This window comes from Exiguobacterium sp. s123, assembly GCF_018617075.1.
Classification (GTDB): Bacteria; Bacillota; Bacilli; order Exiguobacteriales; family Exiguobacteriaceae; genus Exiguobacterium; species Exiguobacterium profundum.
The window spans coordinates 1-21,573 of sequence record NZ_JACSJL010000004.1 but is presented as its reverse complement, the minus strand read 5'-3'; the positions used below and the strand labels follow the sequence as shown (position 1 = coordinate 21,573).

Here is a 21,573-nt window from a genome sequence, read left to right as displayed (position 1 = left end):
TATCCCATCACTTTAGGACACATTAAAAGTATGATTTATAGTCGGTCATCCGCCGGAAGCGGAAGAAGCATAAGAAGTCAACGCCGCAGCACGTGGCCGAGAATCTGATGAACCGAGAGTTCAGCGCGTCCCGACCGGACGAGAAATGGTGCACCGACGTCACCGAGTTTAAATATGGTGCCGGGAAAAAGGCATACCTGAGCGCAATCATCGACCTGTACGACGGCTCGATCGTCGCCTATCGCATCGGAAAGTCCAACAACAACGCTCTCGTCTTCCAGACGATGATGCCAGCCATCACGGGGCTCCGCACAGGAGCGCGTCCGATGATCCATAGCGACCGAGGGTTCCAATATACCTCGAGAGGGTTCAAACGCATGGTGGAAGACGCGGGACTGACCCACAGCATGTCCCGGGTCGGACGTTGTCTCGACAACGCCCCGATCGAGAGTTTTTGGGGCACCTTGAAAGTGGAGATGTACTACTTGCGTGAGTTCCAGGCCTATAGCGAACTCACAACGGCCATCGAGAACTACATATCGTTCTACAACCACGATCGTCTCCAGAAACGACTGAACGGCTTGAGCCCTGTCGAATACAGGTCTCAAGCCGCTTAGGTTGGTTTTCATTATTTACCCTGTCTACTTGACGGGGAGCAGTTCAAAACCCATGGCATCGAGTTTCATTGTTTTAGTGGCATGCTTTTTATCGTTCTTCCCTCTGGCAGAAGGCTTGCCTATGTAAAACCTCGAATTGGTGAGAATCAGTTTGGTGGTGAGTCTGTGACCTATGAAGGGGTAGGTGGAACAAAGAAATGGGAGCGTCTTGAAAGTTACGGTCCTAAGTTTGTAGAGAATATTGTTCAAGCCATCTCCCGTGATATTTTGATGTATTCAATGAAGATGCTTAGTACTTATCGTATTGTGGCTCATGTCCATGATGAAGTCATTATTGAAGCCGATTCTCAAATATCGGTTACTGAAATATGTAAACAGATGAGTCAAGTGCCACCTTGGGCGAAAGGGCTGCTCCTTGATGCCGATGGCTATGAATGTGACTTTTATCAAAAAGATTAAAGAAATCATCAGATTTCACCTTCTGCCATGGCTACTAGGTAGGAGGTGTTTTTCTATGAACATTTATGAAGTAAAAGATGGTTGTCCGTTAAAGGGTAAGACCGAGCAGATGACAGAGGAAGAATTACAAAAGGAATATGATTTTCACATAGCGGAGAGCATTGTCGCAAACCTATATAAAGAAGGCAAAATAACAGCGGATGAATTACACAAAATATCAGCCTTGAACAGGCAGAAATTCTCTCCCCGTTTAGCCGAGATTATGTCCTAAAAAGCTTGCTATTAATAGCTTTTAGAGTGATGTATGTAATGGGCGAAAGCGAGGTGAGATGATGAAAAAGATAACAAAAATAGATGAACTGCCCCAGGGACAACTACCTAATACGAAACTTAGGGTTGCCGCCTATGCCAGGGTCTCAACCGATAGTGATGAACAGCTTGAAAGCCTTAAAGCACAGCGTGAACACTATGAGCGCTATATTAAGTCTAATCCAGAATGGGTATTTGCTGGGCTTTATTATGACGAAGGGATCTCCGGCACCAAGATGGAGAAACGGACTGAACTGCTCCGTATGATACGAGATTGTAAGCAAGGTCGGATTGATTTTATTATCACCAAATCAATCAGCCGCTTTGCTCGTAATACAGTAGATTGTCTAGAGTTAGTAAGAAAACTGATTGATATCGGTGTTTATATTTATTTTGAAAAAGAGAATCTAAATACGGGTGATATGGAAAGTGAACTGATGCTTTCTATTCTTTCAGGGTTTGCTGCAGAAGAGTCTGCATCTATTTCACAAAACTCAACATGGTCCATTCAAAAGAGATTTCAAAACGGCAGTTATGTAGGTACTCCACCCTATGGATATACCAATATAGATGGTGAAATGGTAATCGTCCCAGAAGAAGCAAAAATCATCAAACGTATTTTTGCAGAGTGCCTTTCAGGGAAAGGTGGAGGTACTATAGCAAGAGGTTTGAACAAAGACAAAATACCTGCAAGTAGAGGTAATCACTGGAGTGCAGGCACGGTGATAGACATGCTTCGAAACGAAAAATATATGGGTGATGTCCTACTTCAAAAGACTTACACCGATAGTAACTACAATCGCCATCCAAATACAGGCGAAAAAGACCAGTACTACTACAAGGATAATCATGAACCTATTGTAAGCAGAGAAGACTTTGCTAAGGTACAAGATCTCATCGATGAGAGAGCCAAGATGAAGTGCAAGGGCATGAAAAAGAACGTTTATCTCAACCGATATGCTCTAAGTGGCAAGATGGTCTGTGGAGAGTGTGGTCGCAATTTTAGGAGAAAGACAAACTACTCAGTTGGCAGGAGTTATATTGCTTGGAGTTGCATCGGTCACATCGAAGACAAAGAGAGCTGTTCCATGTTGTTTCTGCGAGATGGAGAAATAAAAGCCACATTTACCACCATGATGAACAAGCTTGCTTTCAGTAACAAGCTAATCCTAGAGCCACTTTTCAAATCAATTAGCCAAATCGATGAAGAAAGCGACCGTGAAAGAATGGATGCTATTGATAAGCGAATGGAGCAACTCATGGAAGAACGCAACACCCTTATTACACTGATGGCCAAAGGTTTCCTTGAGCCAGCTCTTTTTAATCAGGAACGAAATGTTTTAGATAGTGAGATGAAAAATCTTTCAACCGAAAAAACAAACCTTGTATCAAATTCCGCGAGTGGGGTTTTGCGAGCAAACGAGATAAAGGACCTCATTAATTATGTGTCAGCAGATAATTTTAATGGTGACTACACGGAAGAACTATTTGAAGAATTTGTAGTGAACATCATTGTAAATTCCAGGGATGATCTGACATTCAATTTGAAATGCGGTCTTTCCCTGAAAGAAAAGGTGGTGAGATAAATGGCATATATTCCATATGGATACAAAATTCAAGATGGAGTGGTTACTGTCGATGAAAAGGCAGCAGGTCAAGTAAAGGTATTCTTTGAGAAATACATATCAGGACTATCCCTTACAGTGGCTGGCGAACAGGCAGGTATTGAAAAGACACATTCTGTGATGGGGCGCATTTTGAAAAACGTCAACTACCTCGGAAATGATACGTATCCAGCAATCATTGATAAAGAGATATTTGATAAAGCTGAAGAAGTTAGAGACAAACGTGCAAAGGATTTAGGACGAGTGGTAGAGCTTGCTGCTTTCACCTCTCCTCCACCCAAAGAACGATTCAAAATGAAAAAGGCAGATAATAAGACGCCAGTGGATCCTTTTGAACGAGTAGAATACTTATACAGTCTGATAGAAAGCGAGGAATAAAGTGACAGAGAAAAATATAATGGTTATTCCTGCTCGTAAAAGGGTAGGAAGTACAGCCGCAAAAGAAAAGATAAAGAAACTTCGTGTTGCTGCCTATTGCCGTGTTTCTACAGAAACAGAAGAACAAAATTCTAGCTATGAAGTTCAGGTCGCACACTATACAGAGTTTATAAAGAAAAATAATGAATGGGAGTTTGCTGGCATCTTTGCAGATGATGGTATCTCCGGTACAAACACTAAAAAGCGTGACGAATTTAATCGTATGATTGCAGAGTGTATGGATGGTAACATCGACATGGTTATTACAAAATCAATCAGCCGATTTGCACGTAACACCCTAGACTGCCTTCAATACATTAGACAGCTCAAGGATAAAAACATATCTGTCTATTTTGAAAAAGAGAACATAAACACAATGGATGCCAAGGGTGAGGTTTTGCTGACTATTATGGCATCTTTGGCACAGCAGGAAAGCCAGAGCCTTTCACAAAACGTTAAGCTTGGGCTACAGTACCGATATCAACAAGGAAAGGTGCAGGTCAACCATAAGCGGTTTATGGGCTACAGCAAAGATGAAGATGGAAATTTAATTATTGTCTCCGAAGAAGCTGAGATTATCAAACGCATCTACCGAGAATACCTTGAAGGTCAGAGTCTAGTGGGCATTGGTCGAGGCCTTGAAAAGGATGGTATTTTAACAGCAGCAGGAAAACCAAGATGGCGACCGGAATCGGTTAAGAAGATCCTTCAAAACGAAAAATACATCGGAGATGCCCTTCTGCAAAAGACTGTCACAGTAGATTTTCTGACCAAGAAACGAGTGAAGAACGAAGGTCATCTTCCCCAGTATTATGTTGAAAATAGCCATGAGGCGATTATTCCTAAAGAGTTATTTTTGCAGGCGCAAGAAGAAATTCATCGGAGAAGCAATATCTACACAGGAGAAGGCAAGAACAAACGCATTTATAGTAGCAAGTACGCTTTAAGTGCCATTACCTTCTGTGGAGAATGTGGCGATATTTATAGGAGAACCTATTGGAATATTCACGGCAGAAAAGAATTTGTCTGGCGATGTGTGACTAGAATCGAGCAAGGTCCTGAAGTTTGTAAGAACCGAACCGTAAAAGAAGATGAACTCTATGGTGCTGTAATGACCGCAATTAATAAGCTGCTTGCAGGTGGCAACAACATGATAAAGACCCTGGAAGAGAATATTCATGCTGTGATTGGTGAAACCACAGAATACCAAATTTCAGAGATTAACAACTTACTGGAGGAAAAGCAAAAAGAACTTATCAAGCTGGCGAACAAGGGTCAAGACTATGAACACCTAGCAGATGAGATTGATGAGCTGAGAGACAAGCGACAGATCCTTTTAGTAGAAGATGCCTCCCTCAGTGGCGAGAACGAGCGAATCAATGAGCTGATTGAATTTATCCGCAATAATAAATTCCGTACCTTAGAGTACGACGATAAGCTTGTGAGAAAGATAATCCAGAGCGTTACAGTCTATGAAGACCACTTTATCATAACCTTTAAATCTGGCATCGAATTGGAAGTATGAGACTCATTCCATAATTTTTATATTGAACATATCATCTTGTTGTGTTATTCTATAAATTGATATAAATAAAGATGTAGGAGGAACCGAAACTATGACAGCCTCAATGCGTTTAAGATAAGCTGGCAATAAAAAAAGCAGAATCTATCCCCGATGATAGGCTTTTTTGTTGTGCTTATTTATACGATATTGAGCATTCGTTAGTTACGGTGAGGATATTGGTTATTTAACTATACCTTTATTTAACTATGTCTTTAATATGAATGTTTCCAAATTGTATGTATGCAGACCAAAAGCCACATTGTGGGGTTTGGCCTGCATTTTTTATTGCCTAGAATGCTATTCAAAATAGAAATTCAAGCAAAATAATATGCAGGAGATAATATAAATGGAAAAATACAACAATTGGAAACGAAAATTTTATGCAATATGGGCAGGGCAAGCAGTATCATTAATCACTAGTGCCATCCTGCAAATGGCGATTATTTTTTACCTTACAGAAAAAACAGGATCTGCGATGGTCTTGTCTATGGCTTCATTAGTAGGTTTTTTACCCTATGCGATTTTGGGGCCTGCCATTGGTGTGCTAGTGGATCGTCATGATAGGAAGAAGATAATGATTGGTGCCGATTTAATTATCGCAGCAGCTGGTGCAGTGCTTGCTATTGTTGCATTCTATATGGAGCTACCTGTCTGGATGGTTATGATAGTATTGTTTATCCGTAGCATTGGAACAGCTTTTCATACCCCAGCGCTCAATGCGGTTACACCACTTTTAGTACCAGAAGAACAGCTAACGAAATGCGCAGGCTATAGTCAGTCTTTGCAGTCTATAAGCTATATTGTTAGTCCGGCAGTTGCAGCACTCTTATACTCCGTTTGGGATTTAAATGCTATTATTGCCATCGACGTATTGGGTGCTGTGATTGCATCTATTACGGTAGCAATTGTACGTATACCTAAGCTGGGTAATCAAGTGCAAAGTTTGGAACCAAATTTCATAAGAGAAATGAAAGAAGGAATTGTCGTTCTGAGACAAAACAAAGGATTGTTTGCCTTATTACTCTTAGGAACACTATATACTTTTGTTTATATGCCAATTAATGCACTATTTCCTTTAATAAGCATGGAATACTTTAATGGAACACCTGTGCATATTTCTATTACGGAAATTTCCTTTGCCTTTGGAATGCTAGCAGGAGGCTTATTGTTAGGAAGATTAGGGAGCTTCGAAAAGCGTGTATTACTAATAACTAGTTCATTTTTTATAATGGGGGCCAGTGTAGCCGTTTCGGGAATACTTCCTCCAAATGGATTTGTAATATTTGTAGTTTGCTGTGCAATAATGGGGCTTTCGGTGCCATTTTATAGCGGTGTGCAAACAGCTCTTTTTCAGGAGAAAATTAAGCCTGAATATTTAGGACGTGTATTTTCTTTGACCGGAAGTATCATGTCACTTGCTATGCCAATTGGGTTAATTCTTTCTGGATTCTTTGCTGATAAAATCGGTGTAAATCATTGGTTTTTACTATCAGGTATTTTAATTATTGGCATTGCTATAGTTTGCCCAATGATAACTGAGGTTAGAAAATTAGATTTAAAATAAACAATATTGGAGGGATATTTATGTATCTTATTTTCATGTAATTCTTCCTGCTAAAATCGCAGGGTTTTCCCTGCGTACAAGCAAATGAAAGCATGCGATTATAGACAGGAGGAAATGTTATGGAATTGATATTAAAAGCAAAAGACATTCGTGTGGAATTCAAAGGACGCGATGTTTTAGAAATAAATGAATTAGAAGTATATGATTATGACCGTATTGGTTTAGTAGGAGCAAATGGTGCAGGAAAAAGCACTTTACTCAAGGTACTTTTAGGAGAATTAATTTCCCCAGGATGTAAAATGAATCGTCTGGGTGAACTTGCCTATATTCCCCAGTTGGACGAAGTAACTCTGCAGGATGAAAAAGATTTTGCACTTGTAGGCAAGCTAGGTGTTGAGCAATTAAATATACAGACCATGAGCGGTGGTGAAGAAACAAGGCTTAAAATAGCACAGGCCTTATCGGCACAGGTTCATGGTATTTTAGCGGATGAACCTACGAGCCATTTAGATCGTGAAGGAATTGATTTTCTAATAGGACAGCTAAAATATTTTACAGGTGCACTGTTAGTTATTAGCCATGACCGCTATTTTCTTGATGAAACAGTAGATAAAATATGGGAACTGAAAGATGGCAAAATCACTGAGTATTGGGGAAACTATTCTGATTATCTTCGTCAGAAAGAGGAAGAACGCAAGAGCCAAGCTGCACAATACGAACAATTTATTGCGGAACGTGCCCGATTGGAAAGGGCTGCGGAGGAAAAGCGAAAACAGGCTCGTAAAATAGAACAGAAGGCAAAAGGTGCTTCAAAGAAAAAAAGTACTGAAGGCGGAGGGCGTTTAGCTCATCAAAAATCAATAGGAAGTAAGGGGAAAAAGTTGCATAATGCCGCTAAATCCCTAGAGCACAGGATTGCAGCCTTAGGGAATGTAGAAACTCCGGAAGACATTCGCAGAATTCGTTTCAGGCAAAGTAAAGCATTGGAGCTTCATAATCCATACCCTATAGTCGGTACGGAAATTAATAAAATATTTGGGGATAAGGCACTGTTTGAAAATGCATCTTTTCAAATTCCTCTAGGAGCAAAAGTGGCGTTAACTGGTGGTAATGGAACAGGAAAAACAACCTTAATCCAAATGATCTTAAATCATGAAGATGGAATTACTATTTCACCTAAGGCCAAAATAGGATACTTTGCACAAAATGGTTACAAGTACAACAGTAATCAAAAAGTCTTGGAATTTATGCAGGAGGATTGTGATTACAATGTTTCAGAAATTCGTTCTGTGTTAGCATCAATGGGAATTAAACAAAACGACATAGGAAAAAGCTTAGCTGTTTTAAGCGGTGGTGAAATTATGAAATTATTGTTAGCTAAAATGCTTATGGGTAGATATAACATCCTACTAATGGATGAACCCAGCAACTTCCTTGACATACCAAGCTTAGAGGCTTTGGAAATATTAATGAAGGAGTATTCTGGAACTATAGTGTTTATCACCCATGACAAACGGCTACTCGATAATGTGGCTGATGTGGTTTATGAAATTAGTGATAAGAAAATAAATCTGAAACATTAAATTTAAGGTAGTCGCTGGTCAATATAGTCTATTCTGGCTGGCGACTCCATTGTTAAAGAGTATAAAGACTTTTTCTAATAATGTCGTAACGTTATTTGTTGAGAAAGAGATTGGAGGGTTATTATTGTTTATACGAGTTGTTCCGTACGACCCATTTTGGGAAGTAGAGTATGAAAATGAATCACAGAAGATAAAGAATATATTGAAGGATATATTGGTGGAGGTTTACCATATTGGCAGTACAGCAGTCAAAGGGTTAGCCGCTAAATCAATCATTGATATAATGCCCGTAGTGACAAATATTAGTTTGGTTGATAAGCATAACAAAGAATTTGTAGCGATTGGTTATGAGTGTATGGGTGAGTTTGGTATTGAAGGACGTAGATATTTCCGCAAAGGCGGCGATAACAGGACACACCAGATCCATATTTTTGAGCAAAGCAATCACAAAGATATTAATAGGCATATAGCAGTAAGGGACTTTCTGCGTACACATCCAGACATCGCTTTAGAGTATGGTGAATTAAAGATGGAGCGGGCTTATCGATTCTCAGAGGATATTGAAGGCTACTGCACTGGTAAGGATGCATTTGTAAAGCAACTAGAAAAGGATGCTTTGCGATGGTGGCAAACTGTCTGTTAGGAGGTTATTCTCAAAGGATTGCAAGAAGCAGTTGAGGATAATCCGTATAACTAACTATTACACATTCTTAACATTGCTGGTTTGTATCGGTAGAATAACACGAATTAACAAAGGATATATTTGTAGTAGCAAGTGTATTTGTTTTATATTCTATGAACCTATTTGATTTACATAATTCTATGTGGTATAATGGACTTGCTTATAATATAGATGCTTGGATAGCAGGAGGTTGCAAGATGATGATGGCAGTTAAATTAGCCTTCTAAAATTAAAGAATAAAATTTTAGGAGGCTAATTTATGAAATTTAATTTGATAGATATTGAGGATTGGAATAGAAAGCCATACTTTGAGCATTATTTAAATGCGGTTAGGTGCACTTACAGTATGACTGCAAATATAGAGATAACTGGTTTACTGCGTGAAATTAAACTTAAGGGCCTGAAACTGTACCCTACGCTTATTTATATCATCACAACTGTGGTTAACCGTCACAAGGAGTTCCGCACCTGTTTTGATCAAAAAGGTAAGTTAGGATACTGGGATAGTATGAACCCAAGTTATACTGTCTTTCATAAGGATAACGAAACTTTTTCAAGTATTTGGACAGAGTATGACGAGAACTTCCCACGTTTTTACTATAATTACCTTGAGGATATTAGAAACTATAGCGACGTTTTGAATTTCATGCCTAAGACAGGTGAACCTGCTAATACAATTAATGTGTCCAGCATTCCTTGGGTGAATTTTACCGGATTCAACCTGAATATATACAATGATGCAACATATCTAATCCCTATTTTTACTTTGGGTAAGTATTTTCAGCAGGATAATAAAATTTTATTACCTATGTCTGTACAGGTGCATCATGCGGTTTGCGACGGTTATCATATAAGCAGATTTTTTAATGAGGCACAGGAATTAGCGTCAAATTATGAGACATGGTTAGGAGAAAAATAATATAAAAATTGCTTGTGTTTGGGAGCTATAAACAAAGATCGAAAATGTTGTGAAGCTCGTGAGGAAGCAAAGCGACCGAAGAAGCAGATGTTCCACCTATGCAAGGACTTCCCGAGAAGACGAGTGACAGCGAAGACCGATTGGAAGGAGTCTGAGCTTAGTGGAGTAATATATTCCTTATAAAAATCATTTCAAAGGATTAGAGAAATCTAATCCTTTTTCTTTGTATTTTTATACCAAAGCATAAGAATTTACTGGCCGGGGTCAAATTGCAGGAATTGGAGAGGGCTGTTATGACAATTACGAATTAATTTTTCATTTTGGTGATATTTATCCTGCATTAGTTTGGGTTGATGAAACTGCAGTTCTAGTTTACTCAGGATATCCTGGTCAACTTACTCAAATATAGAAAGCGATAAAAAAGGTAGGAATCCCATTTGATAAAATCAGTAGGATTATTCTTACCCACTAATTGCCGGTGATATGCTTTGAGTTGCGGATGGGTATCTTGTTCCTTCTCCTGAGCAGATTAATTTCGATCATAATATGTATCATCATTTTAATTAGTGGATATGTTCCCTAAAACCTTAAAACCGTTGATATGTTCCCTCATACCTCAAAAACGCTAAAAAACGGTTGACCTGTTTCCACTTACGTATGGTATCAAAATTTCGGAGGTAGACATCAATAATGGCAACTCGAGCCACGTTGAGACGTGTGTTTTATTGTCCCACAAAAGTGCAGACGATTTTATCAGTGTAAAAATGGAGTACGCAGACGACCGAAAAATCCAGCCAGATCGTATCACCTACAGGCTTATTCAGGAGTATATCGAAGAAAAGTACGGCTTCAAAGTTCACACTGCAAACATTGCAGAGGTCAAAAGAAACTTAGGCCTGCCGATGTACGACGCACCAAACGCAGTTGAAGAACTAAAACGCCCATATAAACCAGCACCAGAATATAAAGTAGAAGCTATTAAAGACGCATTAAGGCACTTCAAGGTCATAGATTAAAGTAAAGTACCCTTTCAGCAGATCATTACTGTTGAGAGGGTCTTGCTTTTTCAGAAGCCGGCCAATGTAAGGATAGCCCTACAAGATTGCGGGTCTTTCTCTTCGAGCCATGTTTCCAGATTGCTTATAGCGATATCCTTTTGAATATGGATGCTCTCTTCAAATCGATATTCGATTGCACATGTAAGGATATCAACAGGTTCATCAAGAACCTTACCGCCAAGAACTGGGTATTCGTCAATTACAATCCAGTCAGGTGGGAGACCATCAAAGAGAGCCTGCGGATACAATTCCCTAAAGTGAATCTCAATTTCCATAGCTTCGATCTCACCTTGTTCTTTATCTGGGTAACAAGTGGCATAAGATACATCGAAGCCTCTAGTGAGCAGCATCTGAACGACATTGATGAGTTCAATATCAACAGGAATGGTCTTATCGGCGCATTTACAACAAGGCTTCGACCAAATTTCACTGTATAGCTCTAAACATCGTGGACACATCGTCATCATACAATCACTTCCTTCACCAGTTTATAGAAAGTAGTTCTTTTAAGATTAAGTGCCTGCATAGTTGCAGTTGCAGTTTGCTCGCCAGTGCGGTGATATTTACCGCCGGGTACACTGGAATAACCGAGGTTACAAGTCTATTGTTTGGAGATGCGTCAGCCGTTTGGAGGAAAAAGGATCTGAATGTACTGCCCCTACCATAAACGAGGAAACATTGCAGACAGCAGTGGTCAAGGCTATTAACGAACTTTTGGCTAACAAAGAACCCTTCCTCCAGGCGTTGCAGAAAAACATAGCTACTATACTTAATGAAGAAAATGATAATGCCACCAATGATATTGATAGCAAATTGGAAGAATTACAACAACAGCTTCTTATCCAAGCAAAATCCAAGAATGACTATGAAGATGTGGCTGATGAAATCTACCACCTTCGAGAATTGAAGCAAAATGCACTTGTTGAAAATGCAGAGCGTGAAGGAAAAAGGCAACGAATCGCTGAAATGACTGATTTCTTTAATGAACAATCCTGTGAGTTAGAGGAATATGATGAGCAGTTAGTAAGGAGGCTTATAGAAAAAGTTACGGTATTTCATGATAAGTTCGCCGTTGAATTCAAATCAGGAGTCGAGATTGATGTAGAAGGGTAATCTTTAGAAAGAGAACAGAAGAATTATATTGGATTTTTAAAGATAATATGATATAATAAAACGACTTGGAGGTGGAAGAATGTATAACTTTTCTTGCTAATTATATGATGCATAATAAGATATTTAAAGAAACGGCTATAGAACCGTTTGTTTTGTTATGCAAATTGCAAGAAAGTTAAGTATTCTACACTCAATAATACATTACAGTAACCTTATGTTATGTATAACAAAAGGTAATAATAGTATTTGTTTTTGAGCCGTAAGAATTTACTTTCTTGCGGCTTTTAATATTTGTAAAAGAAAGGAAGATAAACGTGATAGACAATGATACTATGTCATTCATGACAAAATCCTTGCAGAGTTGGATAACATTATAGAGTAATTAATGCCGAAAACCGACTTTGCTTATAAAATTTTTATAATGTAAAGGAGGAAGAAATATATGTCCTTAATAAATGTTTCAAATCTAACTTTTTCATATGAAGGAAGTTATGACAATATTTTTGAAAATGTAAGTTTTCAGATAGATACAGATTGGAAACTCGGTTTTATTGGAAGAAACGGACGCGGTAAAACTACTTTCTTAAATTTACTGCTTGGCAAATATGCGTATTCCGGCAATATAAGTTCTACAGTTAAGTTTGAGTATTTTCCTTATGATGTGGAAGATAAGAGTCTATATACAATTGAAGTAATGAAGAGTATTTGTACGGAATGTATGGATTGGGAGATTTTTCGTGAAATATCATTGCTTGATGTTCAAGAAGATGCTTTATATCGTCCGTTTAATACATTGTCAAATGGTGAGCAAACAAAGGTCCTTCTTGCAGCTTTATTCCTTACAGCGAGTTGTTTCCTGCTTATTGATGAACCTACAAACCATCTTGACATCGATGCACGTAATGTAGTGCAAAACTATTTGAAACGCAAGAAGGGGTTTATTTTGGTATCTCATGATAGAAGCTTACTTGATCAATGTGTTGACCATATACTATCTATCAATAAAACGAATATCGAAATCCAAAAGGGAAATTTTACTTCTTGGTGGGAGAACAAAACGTTACAAGATAATTTTGAACTGGCAGAAAACAAGAAACTCCTTAAAGAAATAGGAAGGTTGTCTTATGCAGCAAAACGTAGTTCAAACTGGTCAAATAAAGTAGAAAAAAGTAAATATGGAACAACAAATTCTGGTTCAAAACTGGATAAGGGTTATGTTGGACATAAGGCTGCAAAAGCGATGAAACGTGCCAAAAATATTGAGTCAAGACATCAGGAAGCCGTTTTACAAAAATCAGAACTGCTCCACAACATTGAACAATATGATGACTTAAAAATTTCACCACTTGAATTTCACAAAGAGTGCTTAATAGAAGCGAATGATTTATCATTGTCTTATGGAGATAAAGAAGTATGCAGTAATCTTAATTTCAGAGTCAATATTGGTGATAGAGTTGCCATTATCGGAAAAAATGGGAGTGGTAAGTCTAGTATCCTAAAATTGATTAATGGAGATGATATTAAATTTACCGGAAATTTTATGCTAGCAAGTGGACTAAAAATTTCTTATATTTCGCAAGATACTTCATATTTAAAAGGTAATCTATCTGAATTTGCCTATAATAATAAGATCGATGAAACTCTATTTAAAACGATTCTTCGTAAACTGGATTTTAATAGAGAGCAGTTTGATAAGAACATGGTGGATTTTAGTGCTGGTCAGAAAAAGAAAGTACTAATTGCTAAAAGCCTTTGTGAAAGTGCACATTTGTATATATGGGATGAGCCATTGAACTATATTGATATTTTTTCACGTATCCAAATTGAAAAAATGATTTTGGAATATTGTCCTACACTATTGTTTGTGGAGCATGATGATGCTTTTTGCAATAACATTTGTACGAAAAATATTAATTTAGGTTTGTAGAGATTTTGAGTTGCCACAATAACTAAAAGATATTTACATGAAAGGGTGAAGAAATGTTAAAACAAAAAGAATTAATTGCAAACGTTAAGAATCTTACTGAGTCAGATGAACGAATTACAGCTTGTATGATGTATGGATCGTTTACCAAAGGAGAAGGTGACCAATACTCTGATATAGAGTTCTATATATTTTTGAAAGATAGTATAACCTCGAACTTTGATTCATCCAACTGGTTGTTTGACGTAGCTCCGTACTTGATGCTTTATAAAAATGAGTACGGAACAGAGGTAGTTATTTTTGATAATCTTATACGTGGGGAATTTCATTTCCTTTCTGAAAAAGATATGAACATAATCCCCTCGTTTAAAGATTCAGGTTATATTCCTGATACGAAGGCTATGCTTATTTACGATGAAACAGGGCAATTAGAAAATTATTTATCAGAGATAAGTGGTGCAAGACCAAATAGACTTACTGAAGAAAATGCTAATTTTTTGTTGTGTAATTTCTCTAATCTATGGTTGATGGGAATCAACGTTCTAAAAAGAGGAGAATATGCTCGTTCATTAGAACTCTTATCACAACTTCAAAAAAATACACTACAACTTATACGTATGGCAGAAAAAAATGCTGATAATTGGCTAAACATGAGTAAAAACCTTGAAAAAGAAATTAGCCTTGAAAATTATAAAAAATTTGCAAAGACCACTGCTCGATTAGATAAGGTAGAATTATTTGAAGCCTATAAAAATTCTTTGCTATTAGTTATGGATTTGCAAAGTCACCTTATTGAACAATACAACTTAAAAGTTACACATGACATTTTAGAAAGATTGTTGAATTACATTAGTGAATAGGAGAGTAACGTTATTCACAGTATTGGGTACTGAAAATTAACAGCATACCTCAGTTTTTCAAAAAACAGCGAAGCCTATGGATATGTTCCCGTCTACCGATAGTGCAAAAAGTGTCGTGGATATGTTTCCGAGAACGGACATACACAAATGACATTCATTCTGTCCTCTCAATCCATGTGGAGACGGTGGCGTGGTTGGAGATAATTGAAAAGTAAGCTTGAAAAGTACGTGGTAGATAAGGGGTTTTTAAGGTTTTGGGATGGACTCAAGACTTTAAAAACCTCTTTTTATTTGAGATGAATTATAAAATTAAGTGCAACACCCAAAAGTGAACACAAAAAGCCCATGACGCTTTCCTCGTGTAGAATGAAGTCACCACAACACACATTCAGACGGAGGAAATCTCATGAGCTACACCCATCTTACCACAACGGAACGCGTGAAAATAGAGAACTAGCTGGAGCTCGGGATGTCCATCCGGTCCATCGCGAGACGGCTCGGGCGACAGCCATCGACCGTCTCGCGGGAGATCAAACGGAACCCCGGCTATGAATCAGGACGTGCGCAGAGGCGCTACGAAAAGGCGAAAACCAACTGCGGTGCCAAGACGAAGCTCGACGACACGATGCGCCGGACGATCGTCGAGAAGCTGCGTGCGACCTGGTCTCCGGAACAGATCGTCGGCCGCCTCTACACAGGAATAATTGCCTTCTCTACCATCTACCGTTGGATCTATGCGGGACGGATCGACGTGCCCCAGACCGTGCTCCGCCAGAAGGGGAAACGTCAAAATCCGACCGAGACGCGCGGGCGCATCAACATCGGACTCCCCATCTCGAAACGACCGCCAGAGGTCAAGGAGCGCCGGACATTCGGGCATTGGGAGCTCGACACCGTCGTCTCCGGACGTGGGAAATCGAAGGCATGCGTCGCGACGTTCATCGAACGGAAGAGCCGGTTCTATCTCGTCCTGCCGATCGCGGACCGCACCGCGGCCTCGATGGAGGGGGCGATCCATGCGGTGAACGGCGCCTTCCCGGAAGGCACGTTCGAGACGGCGAACTCGCGGACGCGCTCGCCAAAATCAACGGGCGACCGAGGAAATGCCTGAACTGGAGAACCGCACACGAGATCTTCACTGAGGAAGTGTTGCGCTTAATTTGCCAAACTGTCGAAAGTATAAAATGGAAATTCGTTAAAAATATAATTTTCATATGGTAATTTAATCTCTTTATTGCCATACTTTAAAAAACATGATTCAATTTTCAGGAGGATAATTATATATGAATAAGAAAATTCTAAACGGCATAATGATTTTTGGTCTAACGTCAGTACTAGTTGGATGTGGGGATGAGGCAAGTGACCATGAAGGTCAAATAAAAATTCCTACATCTGCTAGCTATTATGAAGGCGAAAACTATAAAGAAGTGATGGCTGACCTTGAAAAAAGTGGATTTAAAGATATAAAAACAAAAGCAATCGAGGACTTAGTTACCGGTTGGATTACAAAAGATGGAGAAATTGAAGAAGTTTCTATAGGTGGGAAAACTGATTACTCTGAAGGACAATGGGTTGCGGAGGATGAAGAAATTATCATCACATACCATACATTTGAAAATGATGAATCAAGTGAGAGCAACAGTTCTAAAGACGAAAAAGATAGTTCAGGAAATGATGAAGAAGTTGAAGAGGTAATTGAAGAAGAACCCGAAACGCTTACGAGAGATAATAGTAAAGAATTAAATGCTGTATTGAGTTTAGATTACGAGTCTGATCCGTTAGCTAAAGATTTTGCAAAAGAATACAAAGGTAGATTAATTGAATTCGATGCACACACTGCATATGTAAATAGACACGGGAGTTATGATACTCGATTCGACTATTTGATACTTGTAGGTGATTACACTGAGGGCGAAACACCAGGTCCTAATTTCCAGCTTCGTAATGTAAACTACTTTGATTTAAATTTAACTGGCGATAATATTCCAGACCCTTTTGGAATTGGTCACAATATACGTATCACTGCTGAAGTTGTTGAGTATGAAACGTCATCTGATTTATTTTTAATTGATCCGGTTTCAATCCAAATGAGATAAGTGTGATTCTGCCGAATATGTTGATTTAGGAGGAATTCGATGAAACAATATACGATTCGAACTCGTAACGTCCCGCTTTCCCTGCATGACGCGGTCATCACGGAAGCGACTTTTATGGGTTCGACAATCCGTCTCGTTTTTGCGGATGGGATCCGTGACTTGTTCAAAAAGGAAGCGGTATGGACGAGTCGTGCCACCGTGACCATCTCGAACGTGGACCGGGATGCTTCGTCGCTCGTCCGTTTTGGTGAATCCACTTATTCGGTGTGTCCAATTGAACAGTTGAGCCAGTTCGTTCAAATGGGGCGCTTTGAAATCGTCGATGAACTGTACGGATATCGGCAACTGTTGTTCCGTTGCATGTGGTTGACCGATACGACGTGTGAAGCGGTGGAGCTGAGTCTATCTCATTCAAGTGAGCTCGTCATTCGATGGGAAGACGAGCCGGTCGAAGCGATGTATGAATCTGAATCATTTTGAGGAAAGTGTGAGACCGATATGATTGGCGACCGCTCGCGCAACATCTTGTTTTGAGAGGTGATCCGTTATAATTTTTTCCGCATGGATTTCAGATTGAAATGCGGACTGGCAGCGATCAATCTGCGCTTTCCCCCAAGAGTTGAACCATTCGAAACGTTTATTCAATCGTTTCACGAGCGTCTGTCGATTCGCTTCAAGGATGAGGTGACGTACGTCGATCCCGTCCCGCTGAAGCCGAACGATGATTTCGTCTACATACGTTGCGTCCACCAATGTCATGGGAACGAGGATGACCCCATCGAAGGACGTGGCAATCTTCGACAGCATTCGATAGTTGAACTCCCTCCACTCCGGATGGTGCTGAAAATCGGGCTGTTGAAGACTTTTCGGCAATTGGTCTCGAATGAAAAATCCGGCTTGCTCCGGGTCGTAGAGAAACGCATTCGGCAACTGTTTCTCAAGTAGCTTGGCACAGGTCGTCTTGCCCGAACCGAATGCGCCGTTAATCCATAAAATCATTGTTATCATCCTTTCGTGTTTATATTCTCTATGACTACAATGGAGTCCTACAAAAAATACCCCATAGTAGCGGAATTCGAATTCCATCTACTATGGGGTATTGTCATGCTGTCTTAGGATTAGGTGATTCTGTTTCTCGTAACGCACCGACTTGTTTGTATTCTTCGGTATCGGTCCACAGCTCGTCTTTCAACGGGTTGAGACGTCGTTTCATAATACGTGATACCTGCATGACGGCGAGCGCAACATTGAGGGCAAGACTGATGAGTGCAAGCGTCCAGTTTGCTGCCGGATTATATGAGACGCTCACATTGAACGTACTACCGACCGCAAAGAAGTAAGGGAAGGTCATGACCCACATCATCCAAATCGAGAGTGTTTGGGCACGGTTTTGCATCCATGTTCCTTTCGCCCAAAGGAGGGCAGGGATGGTTGCGGCAATGTTCAACGCAAATCCGGAATAAAATGCGTTACCCGGTGCACACGAATAGACGTAGGAAATGTTCCAAATCCCATATGCGATGATCCACAATTTCGTTTGGTCCGGCCAAATCATATCGACTCGCTTACCGGACGTCGCAAAGATCCCGAACCAGCCACAGATCGTGAGGATGTTCAAAATTCCGGCGAAGGCGTTGACGTAGTTCCACCCACCAGAGATGTAATTCATACCGTCGACGACTCCGTTGAATCCCATGAAGCCAACTTGAAACTCCCGTATAACGGCCTCCAGGATATTGATGGCAAGAATGGCCGGGACGAGTACTAAATACCAAGGATGTTTCTTATGGTAGTTCGTGAAGCGGATGACCATGTAGATGAGCGCGCCGGCGAGTGCCGAATACACCTTCACCCAATGGAACCACGACGTGATTTCCGAATCGACAACAAATAACCAAACCGGGGTCAGTGCGATCGGTAACGCCATGAACATAAGTTGACTCGCCCGTTTACCAGAACGGACGAACTCGTTCAACCCTATCAACAGCCCAAGAACGACGAACCACATGACGACGTTATACCAAGGGATTGATTCGAAGAAAAACATAACATGACACTCCTTTCGAAAATGAGATGATCAGAAATAAATGCACTGGCCAAACATACCGAACGTTCGTTATGTTTATGTGAAAAGTGTAACAAAGTATTGTAAACGCTGTCAATAGGGGGTGGGAGCTCACATGGAAGTGTCGAAAGTTCGCCACATCATTATGGTATAATGAGCGTTGAAAACAGAGGAGGGTGCGAGATGATGATGAACGAAGGAAAGTTGAAAATCTTACAAGCCGCACGTGAAATCATCGTCGAACAGGGCATCAAAGGCACGACACTCCGAGGGATTGCGGAGCGGGCCGGATTCAGTACGGGTGCGATTTATCATTACTACACATCCAAAGAAGCGATTCTATATGACGTGATGGACGAGGGGCTCGGTGAGGTCAAACGCATTGAGACCGTCTCCCATGACGATCAAAAAGAAGCGGCGGTGATTATTCAGGAAATCTATGAAGGTATGCAGGAGCGCCTTCAAAAAGATGCGGAGAGCCGACTTCAATTTTATCTCGCCCACGAAGCGATGATTGGAAATGAGGAGATCGAACAGAAATTCAAAGAGAAATACGAAGACTGGATCACACGGATTGAAGCGATCTTTGTACGGGCTTACGGAGTCGAGCAAGGGCCGATGACTCGGGCGGTCGCGACATGGACGATGGCCGGGATTGACGGGATGGTGCTGCAGACGCTACTTCGCACGGGAACGATTGAACCGGAATACACGAATCGTGTGCTTCATTACTTATTGACCGAAGGATTCCCGCACTTTTTTCAACTCATTCGCTCGAAAGAAACGGATCATGAGTAATGTCAGTTGATACAATCCGACGGACATAATAGAATAGATGAGTGATTTTGTTGGACTGTATGGATGAAAGGAACTGATTTTACGATGAAAGAAAACTTTTGGCGCGGCCTTCCGCGTCCGTTCTTTATACTTGCCCCGATGGAAGATGTGACCGATGTCGTCTTCCGTCATGTCGTCGCCCACGCGGGACGCCCGGACGTCTTCTTCACAGAATTCGCGAACTCGGACAGCTATTGCCATCCGGAAGGAAAAGGTAGCCTCCGTGGTCGTTTGACGTTCACTGAGGACGAACAGCCGATGGTCGCCCACATCTGGGGAGACAATCCGGAATATTTCCGTCAAATGAGTATCGGGATGGCCGAGATGGGCTATAAAGGACTCGATATCAATATGGGTTGCCCGGTCCCGAACGTGGCGAAACGTGGAAAGGGGAGCGGTCTTATTCTCCGTCCGGAAGTTGCAGCTGAGCTCATTCAAGCAGCAAAAGCCGGTGGTCTCCCGGTCAGCGTCAAGACACGACTTGGCTATTCGAAGCTCGATGAGTGGCGTGACTGGTTGACGCATCTCTTGAAACAAGACATCGCCAACTTGTCGATTCACTTGCGCACGCGCAATGAAATGAGTAAAGTCGACGCGCACTGGGAAATGATCCCGGACATCGTAAAGTTGCGTGACGAGATCGCCCCGGATACGCTCATCACCATTAACGGGGACATCCTCGACCGTCAAATGGGACTCGAGCTCGTTGAGAAATACGGGGTCGATGGTGTCATGATCGGTCGCGGGATTTTCAAGAACCCGTTCGCGTTCGAGAAAGAACCACGCGAGCATTCGATGGAAGAACACCTTGATCTATTGCGTCTGCAACTGGACCTTCAGGATAAATTCCAAGAAGACGTGCCGCGTTCTATTTCGAACTTGCACCGTTTCTTCAAGATTTATGTCAAAGGATTCCGTGGGGCGAGCGAGCTACGCCATAACTTGATGGAAACGAAATCGACGGATGAGGTACGAGCGTTACTCGATGCCTTTGTCGAGAAATATCATGAAGAAGAGGCAGCACTCGCTGAGGCGGTCTCGACAGTCGAATAGTTTTTTGAAGGGGGTCAGTGAATACTGGGTCCCTTTTTTATATGAAAAATAGTAGATAACGATGAAACGTTTAATCTGGCTGATTCGTATGTAATGAGTGGAAAGAAGAGGAGGGATGAAGATGAGCGAATGGCGCGAATCAGCAGTCGGGCTAGGACTTGTATTTGGCACGATTAGCGGAATCGTCATCTCTTTATTAGTTGATTTTCCGTTTATATACGGGATTGTCATCGGTTCAATCATCGGATATGTGATTGGTCTTTTCATATCCATTCGTGCGATGAAACGATAGCGACCCATTACAGAATTTCCGAGCGGGAAAGCCCACTCCTTTAGGGGTGGGATGAAAGCTCGGCAGGATGCGGAGTGTCAGTAAAGAATCCGAAGGTTTTGGCGCTTTAAGTATCTGGAAATCTTCTTGTTGCAGTTTGATGGTTAAACTGATACGATATTAATATGGAAACCAACTATAGAAGAACGCATACTACTGTTTCTCTAATCAATTATCACTTCGTCTTCTGTCCTCGGTACAGAAGACAGATATTTCTTCGTCATGACGTAGAAATACGTTTCAAACAATTGGTGCTTGAGATATGTGAAGAATTAGATATCAATATGATTGCTTTAGCATGCGATAAGGATCACACGTATATGTATTTGAATGCGCCACCGACGTTAAGCCCTGCTGACATCATGGCAAAAATAAAGCGAGTAACATCTAAAAAGTTAAGAGAGGAATTTCCTCATCTTCAACATTTGCCGAGTCTCTGGACACGATCCTATTTCGTCTCCACCGCTGGAAATGTATCGAGCGAAACGATTAAACGT

Annotated in this window: 22 protein-coding genes and 2 pseudogenes; 21 read left to right on the top strand and 3 right to left on the bottom strand. The window is 40.7% G+C overall.

Annotated elements, in window-relative coordinates:
- Window positions 1-41: 41 nt before the first annotated feature.
- The 11 genes and pseudogenes from KNO72_RS08210 to KNO72_RS08160 form a co-directional block, all read left to right on the top strand.
- A pseudogene (locus tag KNO72_RS08210) lies at window positions 42-617 on the top strand (IS3 family transposase); the annotation flags it as partial.
- A gap of 165 nt (window positions 618-782) precedes the next feature.
- A complete protein-coding gene (locus tag KNO72_RS08205) occupies window positions 783-1,076 on the top strand; it encodes a DNA polymerase family A protein (RefSeq protein ID WP_251028306.1) in 294 nt (97 codons plus the stop codon).
- A 55-nt stretch (window positions 1,077-1,131) separates the two neighbouring features.
- Window positions 1,132-1,347 (top strand): SHOCT domain-containing protein, encoded by a 216-nt coding sequence (locus KNO72_RS08200; RefSeq protein ID WP_003762658.1) that lies wholly within the window; start codon window positions 1,132-1,134, stop codon window positions 1,345-1,347.
- A 61-nt stretch (window positions 1,348-1,408) separates the two neighbouring features.
- The gene (locus KNO72_RS08195; RefSeq protein ID WP_214757751.1) at window positions 1,409-2,971 is read left to right on the top strand and encodes a recombinase family protein; all 1,563 of its coding nucleotides are present in this window, start codon (window positions 1,409-1,411) and stop codon (window positions 2,969-2,971) included.
- Window positions 2,972-3,388, top strand: coding sequence for a recombinase family protein (locus KNO72_RS08190; RefSeq protein WP_214757749.1), 417 nt, complete (start codon window positions 2,972-2,974; stop codon window positions 3,386-3,388). It begins immediately after the preceding gene.
- Between the two features lies 1 nt (window position 3,389).
- Window positions 3,390-4,952 (top strand): recombinase family protein, encoded by a 1,563-nt coding sequence (locus tag KNO72_RS08185; protein ID WP_483297348.1) that lies wholly within the window; start codon window positions 3,390-3,392, stop codon window positions 4,950-4,952.
- A gap of 385 nt (window positions 4,953-5,337) precedes the next feature.
- Entirely contained in the window at window positions 5,338-6,555 is a 1,218-nt protein-coding gene (gene mef(A), locus KNO72_RS08180; protein ID WP_047387591.1) for a macrolide efflux MFS transporter Mef(A), read from the top strand.
- Between the two features lie 119 nt (window positions 6,556-6,674).
- Window positions 6,675-8,138 (top strand): ABC-F type ribosomal protection protein Msr(D), encoded by a 1,464-nt coding sequence (gene msr(D), locus KNO72_RS08175; protein ID WP_214757747.1) that lies wholly within the window; start codon window positions 6,675-6,677, stop codon window positions 8,136-8,138.
- Between the two features lie 124 nt (window positions 8,139-8,262).
- Complete coding sequence (locus KNO72_RS08170; protein ID WP_214757745.1) at window positions 8,263-8,781, top strand: GrpB family protein; 519 nt, start codon at window positions 8,263-8,265, stop codon at window positions 8,779-8,781.
- 298 nt (window positions 8,782-9,079) lie between these two features.
- Window positions 9,080-9,739 (top strand): type A-16 chloramphenicol O-acetyltransferase CatQ, encoded by a 660-nt coding sequence (locus KNO72_RS08165; RefSeq protein WP_063843220.1) that lies wholly within the window; start codon window positions 9,080-9,082, stop codon window positions 9,737-9,739.
- A gap of 764 nt (window positions 9,740-10,503) precedes the next feature.
- On the top strand, window positions 10,504-10,755 hold the full coding sequence (locus KNO72_RS08160) for a hypothetical protein (RefSeq protein WP_002294510.1): 252 nt from the start codon (window positions 10,504-10,506) through the stop codon (window positions 10,753-10,755).
- Between the two features lie 50 nt (window positions 10,756-10,805).
- Here the strand turns inward: KNO72_RS08160 and KNO72_RS08155 are convergent, their stop codons facing one another.
- Window positions 10,806-11,264 (bottom strand): hypothetical protein, encoded by a 459-nt coding sequence (locus KNO72_RS08155; RefSeq protein ID WP_002325145.1) that lies wholly within the window; start codon window positions 11,262-11,264, stop codon window positions 10,806-10,808.
- A 61-nt stretch (window positions 11,265-11,325) separates the two neighbouring features.
- On the opposite strand from KNO72_RS08155, the gene KNO72_RS08150 reads away from it, so the two are divergent.
- The 6 genes and pseudogenes from KNO72_RS08150 to KNO72_RS08125 all read left to right on the top strand — a co-directional run bounded on the left by KNO72_RS08150 (window position 11,326) and on the right by KNO72_RS08125 (window position 17,270).
- Window positions 11,326-11,910, top strand: coding sequence for a recombinase zinc beta ribbon domain-containing protein (locus KNO72_RS08150; protein WP_002294511.1), 585 nt, complete (start codon window positions 11,326-11,328; stop codon window positions 11,908-11,910).
- A gap of 442 nt (window positions 11,911-12,352) precedes the next feature.
- The gene (gene lsa(E), locus KNO72_RS08145) at window positions 12,353-13,837 is read left to right on the top strand and encodes an ABC-F type ribosomal protection protein Lsa(E) (RefSeq protein WP_002294513.1); all 1,485 of its coding nucleotides are present in this window, start codon (window positions 12,353-12,355) and stop codon (window positions 13,835-13,837) included.
- A gap of 53 nt (window positions 13,838-13,890) precedes the next feature.
- Window positions 13,891-14,694 carry a lincosamide nucleotidyltransferase Lnu(B) gene (lnu(B), locus tag KNO72_RS08140; RefSeq protein WP_002294514.1) on the top strand — a complete coding sequence of 268 codons (804 nt, stop codon included), beginning with the start codon at window positions 13,891-13,893 and terminating at the stop codon, window positions 14,692-14,694.
- Between the two features lie 457 nt (window positions 14,695-15,151).
- A pseudogene (locus KNO72_RS08135) lies at window positions 15,152-15,855 on the top strand (IS30 family transposase); the annotation flags it as partial.
- 122 nt (window positions 15,856-15,977) lie between these two features.
- Window positions 15,978-16,790, top strand: coding sequence for a DUF4839 domain-containing protein (locus KNO72_RS08130; protein WP_214735203.1), 813 nt, complete (start codon window positions 15,978-15,980; stop codon window positions 16,788-16,790).
- 39 nt (window positions 16,791-16,829) lie between these two features.
- Window positions 16,830-17,270, top strand: a complete 441-nt coding sequence (locus KNO72_RS08125) for a hypothetical protein (protein ID WP_214735202.1) — start codon at window positions 16,830-16,832, stop codon at window positions 17,268-17,270.
- On the opposite strand, the gene KNO72_RS08120 is transcribed toward KNO72_RS08125, so the two are convergent.
- Both KNO72_RS08120 and KNO72_RS08115 read right to left on the bottom strand, forming a co-directional pair.
- Window positions 17,262-17,789, bottom strand: coding sequence for an AAA family ATPase (locus tag KNO72_RS08120; protein WP_214735201.1), 528 nt, complete (start codon window positions 17,787-17,789; stop codon window positions 17,262-17,264). The genes KNO72_RS08125 and KNO72_RS08120 overlap by 9 nt on opposite strands.
- 103 nt (window positions 17,790-17,892) lie before the next feature.
- Complete coding sequence (locus tag KNO72_RS08115; RefSeq protein ID WP_214735200.1) at window positions 17,893-18,837, bottom strand: DUF5692 family protein; 945 nt, start codon at window positions 18,835-18,837, stop codon at window positions 17,893-17,895.
- A gap of 201 nt (window positions 18,838-19,038) precedes the next feature.
- Here KNO72_RS08115 and KNO72_RS08110 point away from each other — a divergent pair, with 201 nt between their 5' ends.
- From KNO72_RS08110 to tnpA, 4 genes are all read left to right on the top strand, one after another.
- A complete protein-coding gene (locus tag KNO72_RS08110; RefSeq protein ID WP_214757743.1) occupies window positions 19,039-19,653 on the top strand; it encodes a TetR/AcrR family transcriptional regulator in 615 nt (204 codons plus the stop codon).
- Window positions 19,654-19,737: 84 nt separating this feature from the next.
- Window positions 19,738-20,745 (top strand): tRNA dihydrouridine synthase, encoded by a 1,008-nt coding sequence (locus KNO72_RS08105; protein ID WP_371815836.1) that lies wholly within the window; start codon window positions 19,738-19,740, stop codon window positions 20,743-20,745.
- A 121-nt stretch (window positions 20,746-20,866) separates the two neighbouring features.
- The gene (locus KNO72_RS08100) at window positions 20,867-21,037 is read left to right on the top strand and encodes a hypothetical protein (protein ID WP_214757739.1); all 171 of its coding nucleotides are present in this window, start codon (window positions 20,867-20,869) and stop codon (window positions 21,035-21,037) included.
- Window positions 21,038-21,201: 164 nt separating this feature from the next.
- The coding region (tnpA, locus tag KNO72_RS08095) for an IS200/IS605 family transposase (protein ID WP_214757737.1) at window positions 21,202-21,573 on the top strand (372 nt) is incomplete at its 3' end.

Excerpts from the sequence above, each read along its gene's own strand:
- KNO72_RS08200 (WP_003762658.1), top strand. The coding sequence starts at position 1,132 with ATGAACATTTATGAAGTAAAAGATGGTTGTCCGTTAAAGGGTAAGACC.
- KNO72_RS08195 (WP_214757751.1), top strand. The coding sequence starts at position 1,409 with ATGAAAAAGATAACAAAAATAGATGAACTGCCCCAGGGACAACTACCT.
- KNO72_RS08190 (WP_214757749.1), top strand. The coding sequence starts at position 2,972 with ATGGCATATATTCCATATGGATACAAAATTCAAGATGGAGTGGTTACT.
- KNO72_RS08165 (WP_063843220.1), top strand. The coding sequence starts at position 9,080 with ATGAAATTTAATTTGATAGATATTGAGGATTGGAATAGAAAGCCATAC.
- KNO72_RS08160 (WP_002294510.1), top strand. The coding sequence starts at position 10,504 with ATGGAGTACGCAGACGACCGAAAAATCCAGCCAGATCGTATCACCTAC.
- KNO72_RS08155 (WP_002325145.1), bottom strand. The coding sequence starts at position 11,264 with ATGATGACGATGTGTCCACGATGTTTAGAGCTATACAGTGAAATTTGG.
- KNO72_RS08130 (WP_214735203.1), top strand. The coding sequence starts at position 15,978 with ATGAATAAGAAAATTCTAAACGGCATAATGATTTTTGGTCTAACGTCA.
- KNO72_RS08125 (WP_214735202.1), top strand. The coding sequence starts at position 16,830 with ATGAAACAATATACGATTCGAACTCGTAACGTCCCGCTTTCCCTGCAT.
- KNO72_RS08120 (WP_214735201.1), bottom strand. The coding sequence starts at position 17,789 with ATGATTTTATGGATTAACGGCGCATTCGGTTCGGGCAAGACGACCTGT.
- KNO72_RS08115 (WP_214735200.1), bottom strand. The coding sequence starts at position 18,837 with ATGTTTTTCTTCGAATCAATCCCTTGGTATAACGTCGTCATGTGGTTC.
- KNO72_RS08110 (WP_214757743.1), top strand. The coding sequence starts at position 19,039 with ATGATGATGAACGAAGGAAAGTTGAAAATCTTACAAGCCGCACGTGAA.
- KNO72_RS08105 (WP_371815836.1), top strand. The coding sequence starts at position 19,738 with ATGAAAGAAAACTTTTGGCGCGGCCTTCCGCGTCCGTTCTTTATACTT.
- KNO72_RS08100 (WP_214757739.1), top strand. The coding sequence starts at position 20,867 with ATGAGCGAATGGCGCGAATCAGCAGTCGGGCTAGGACTTGTATTTGGC.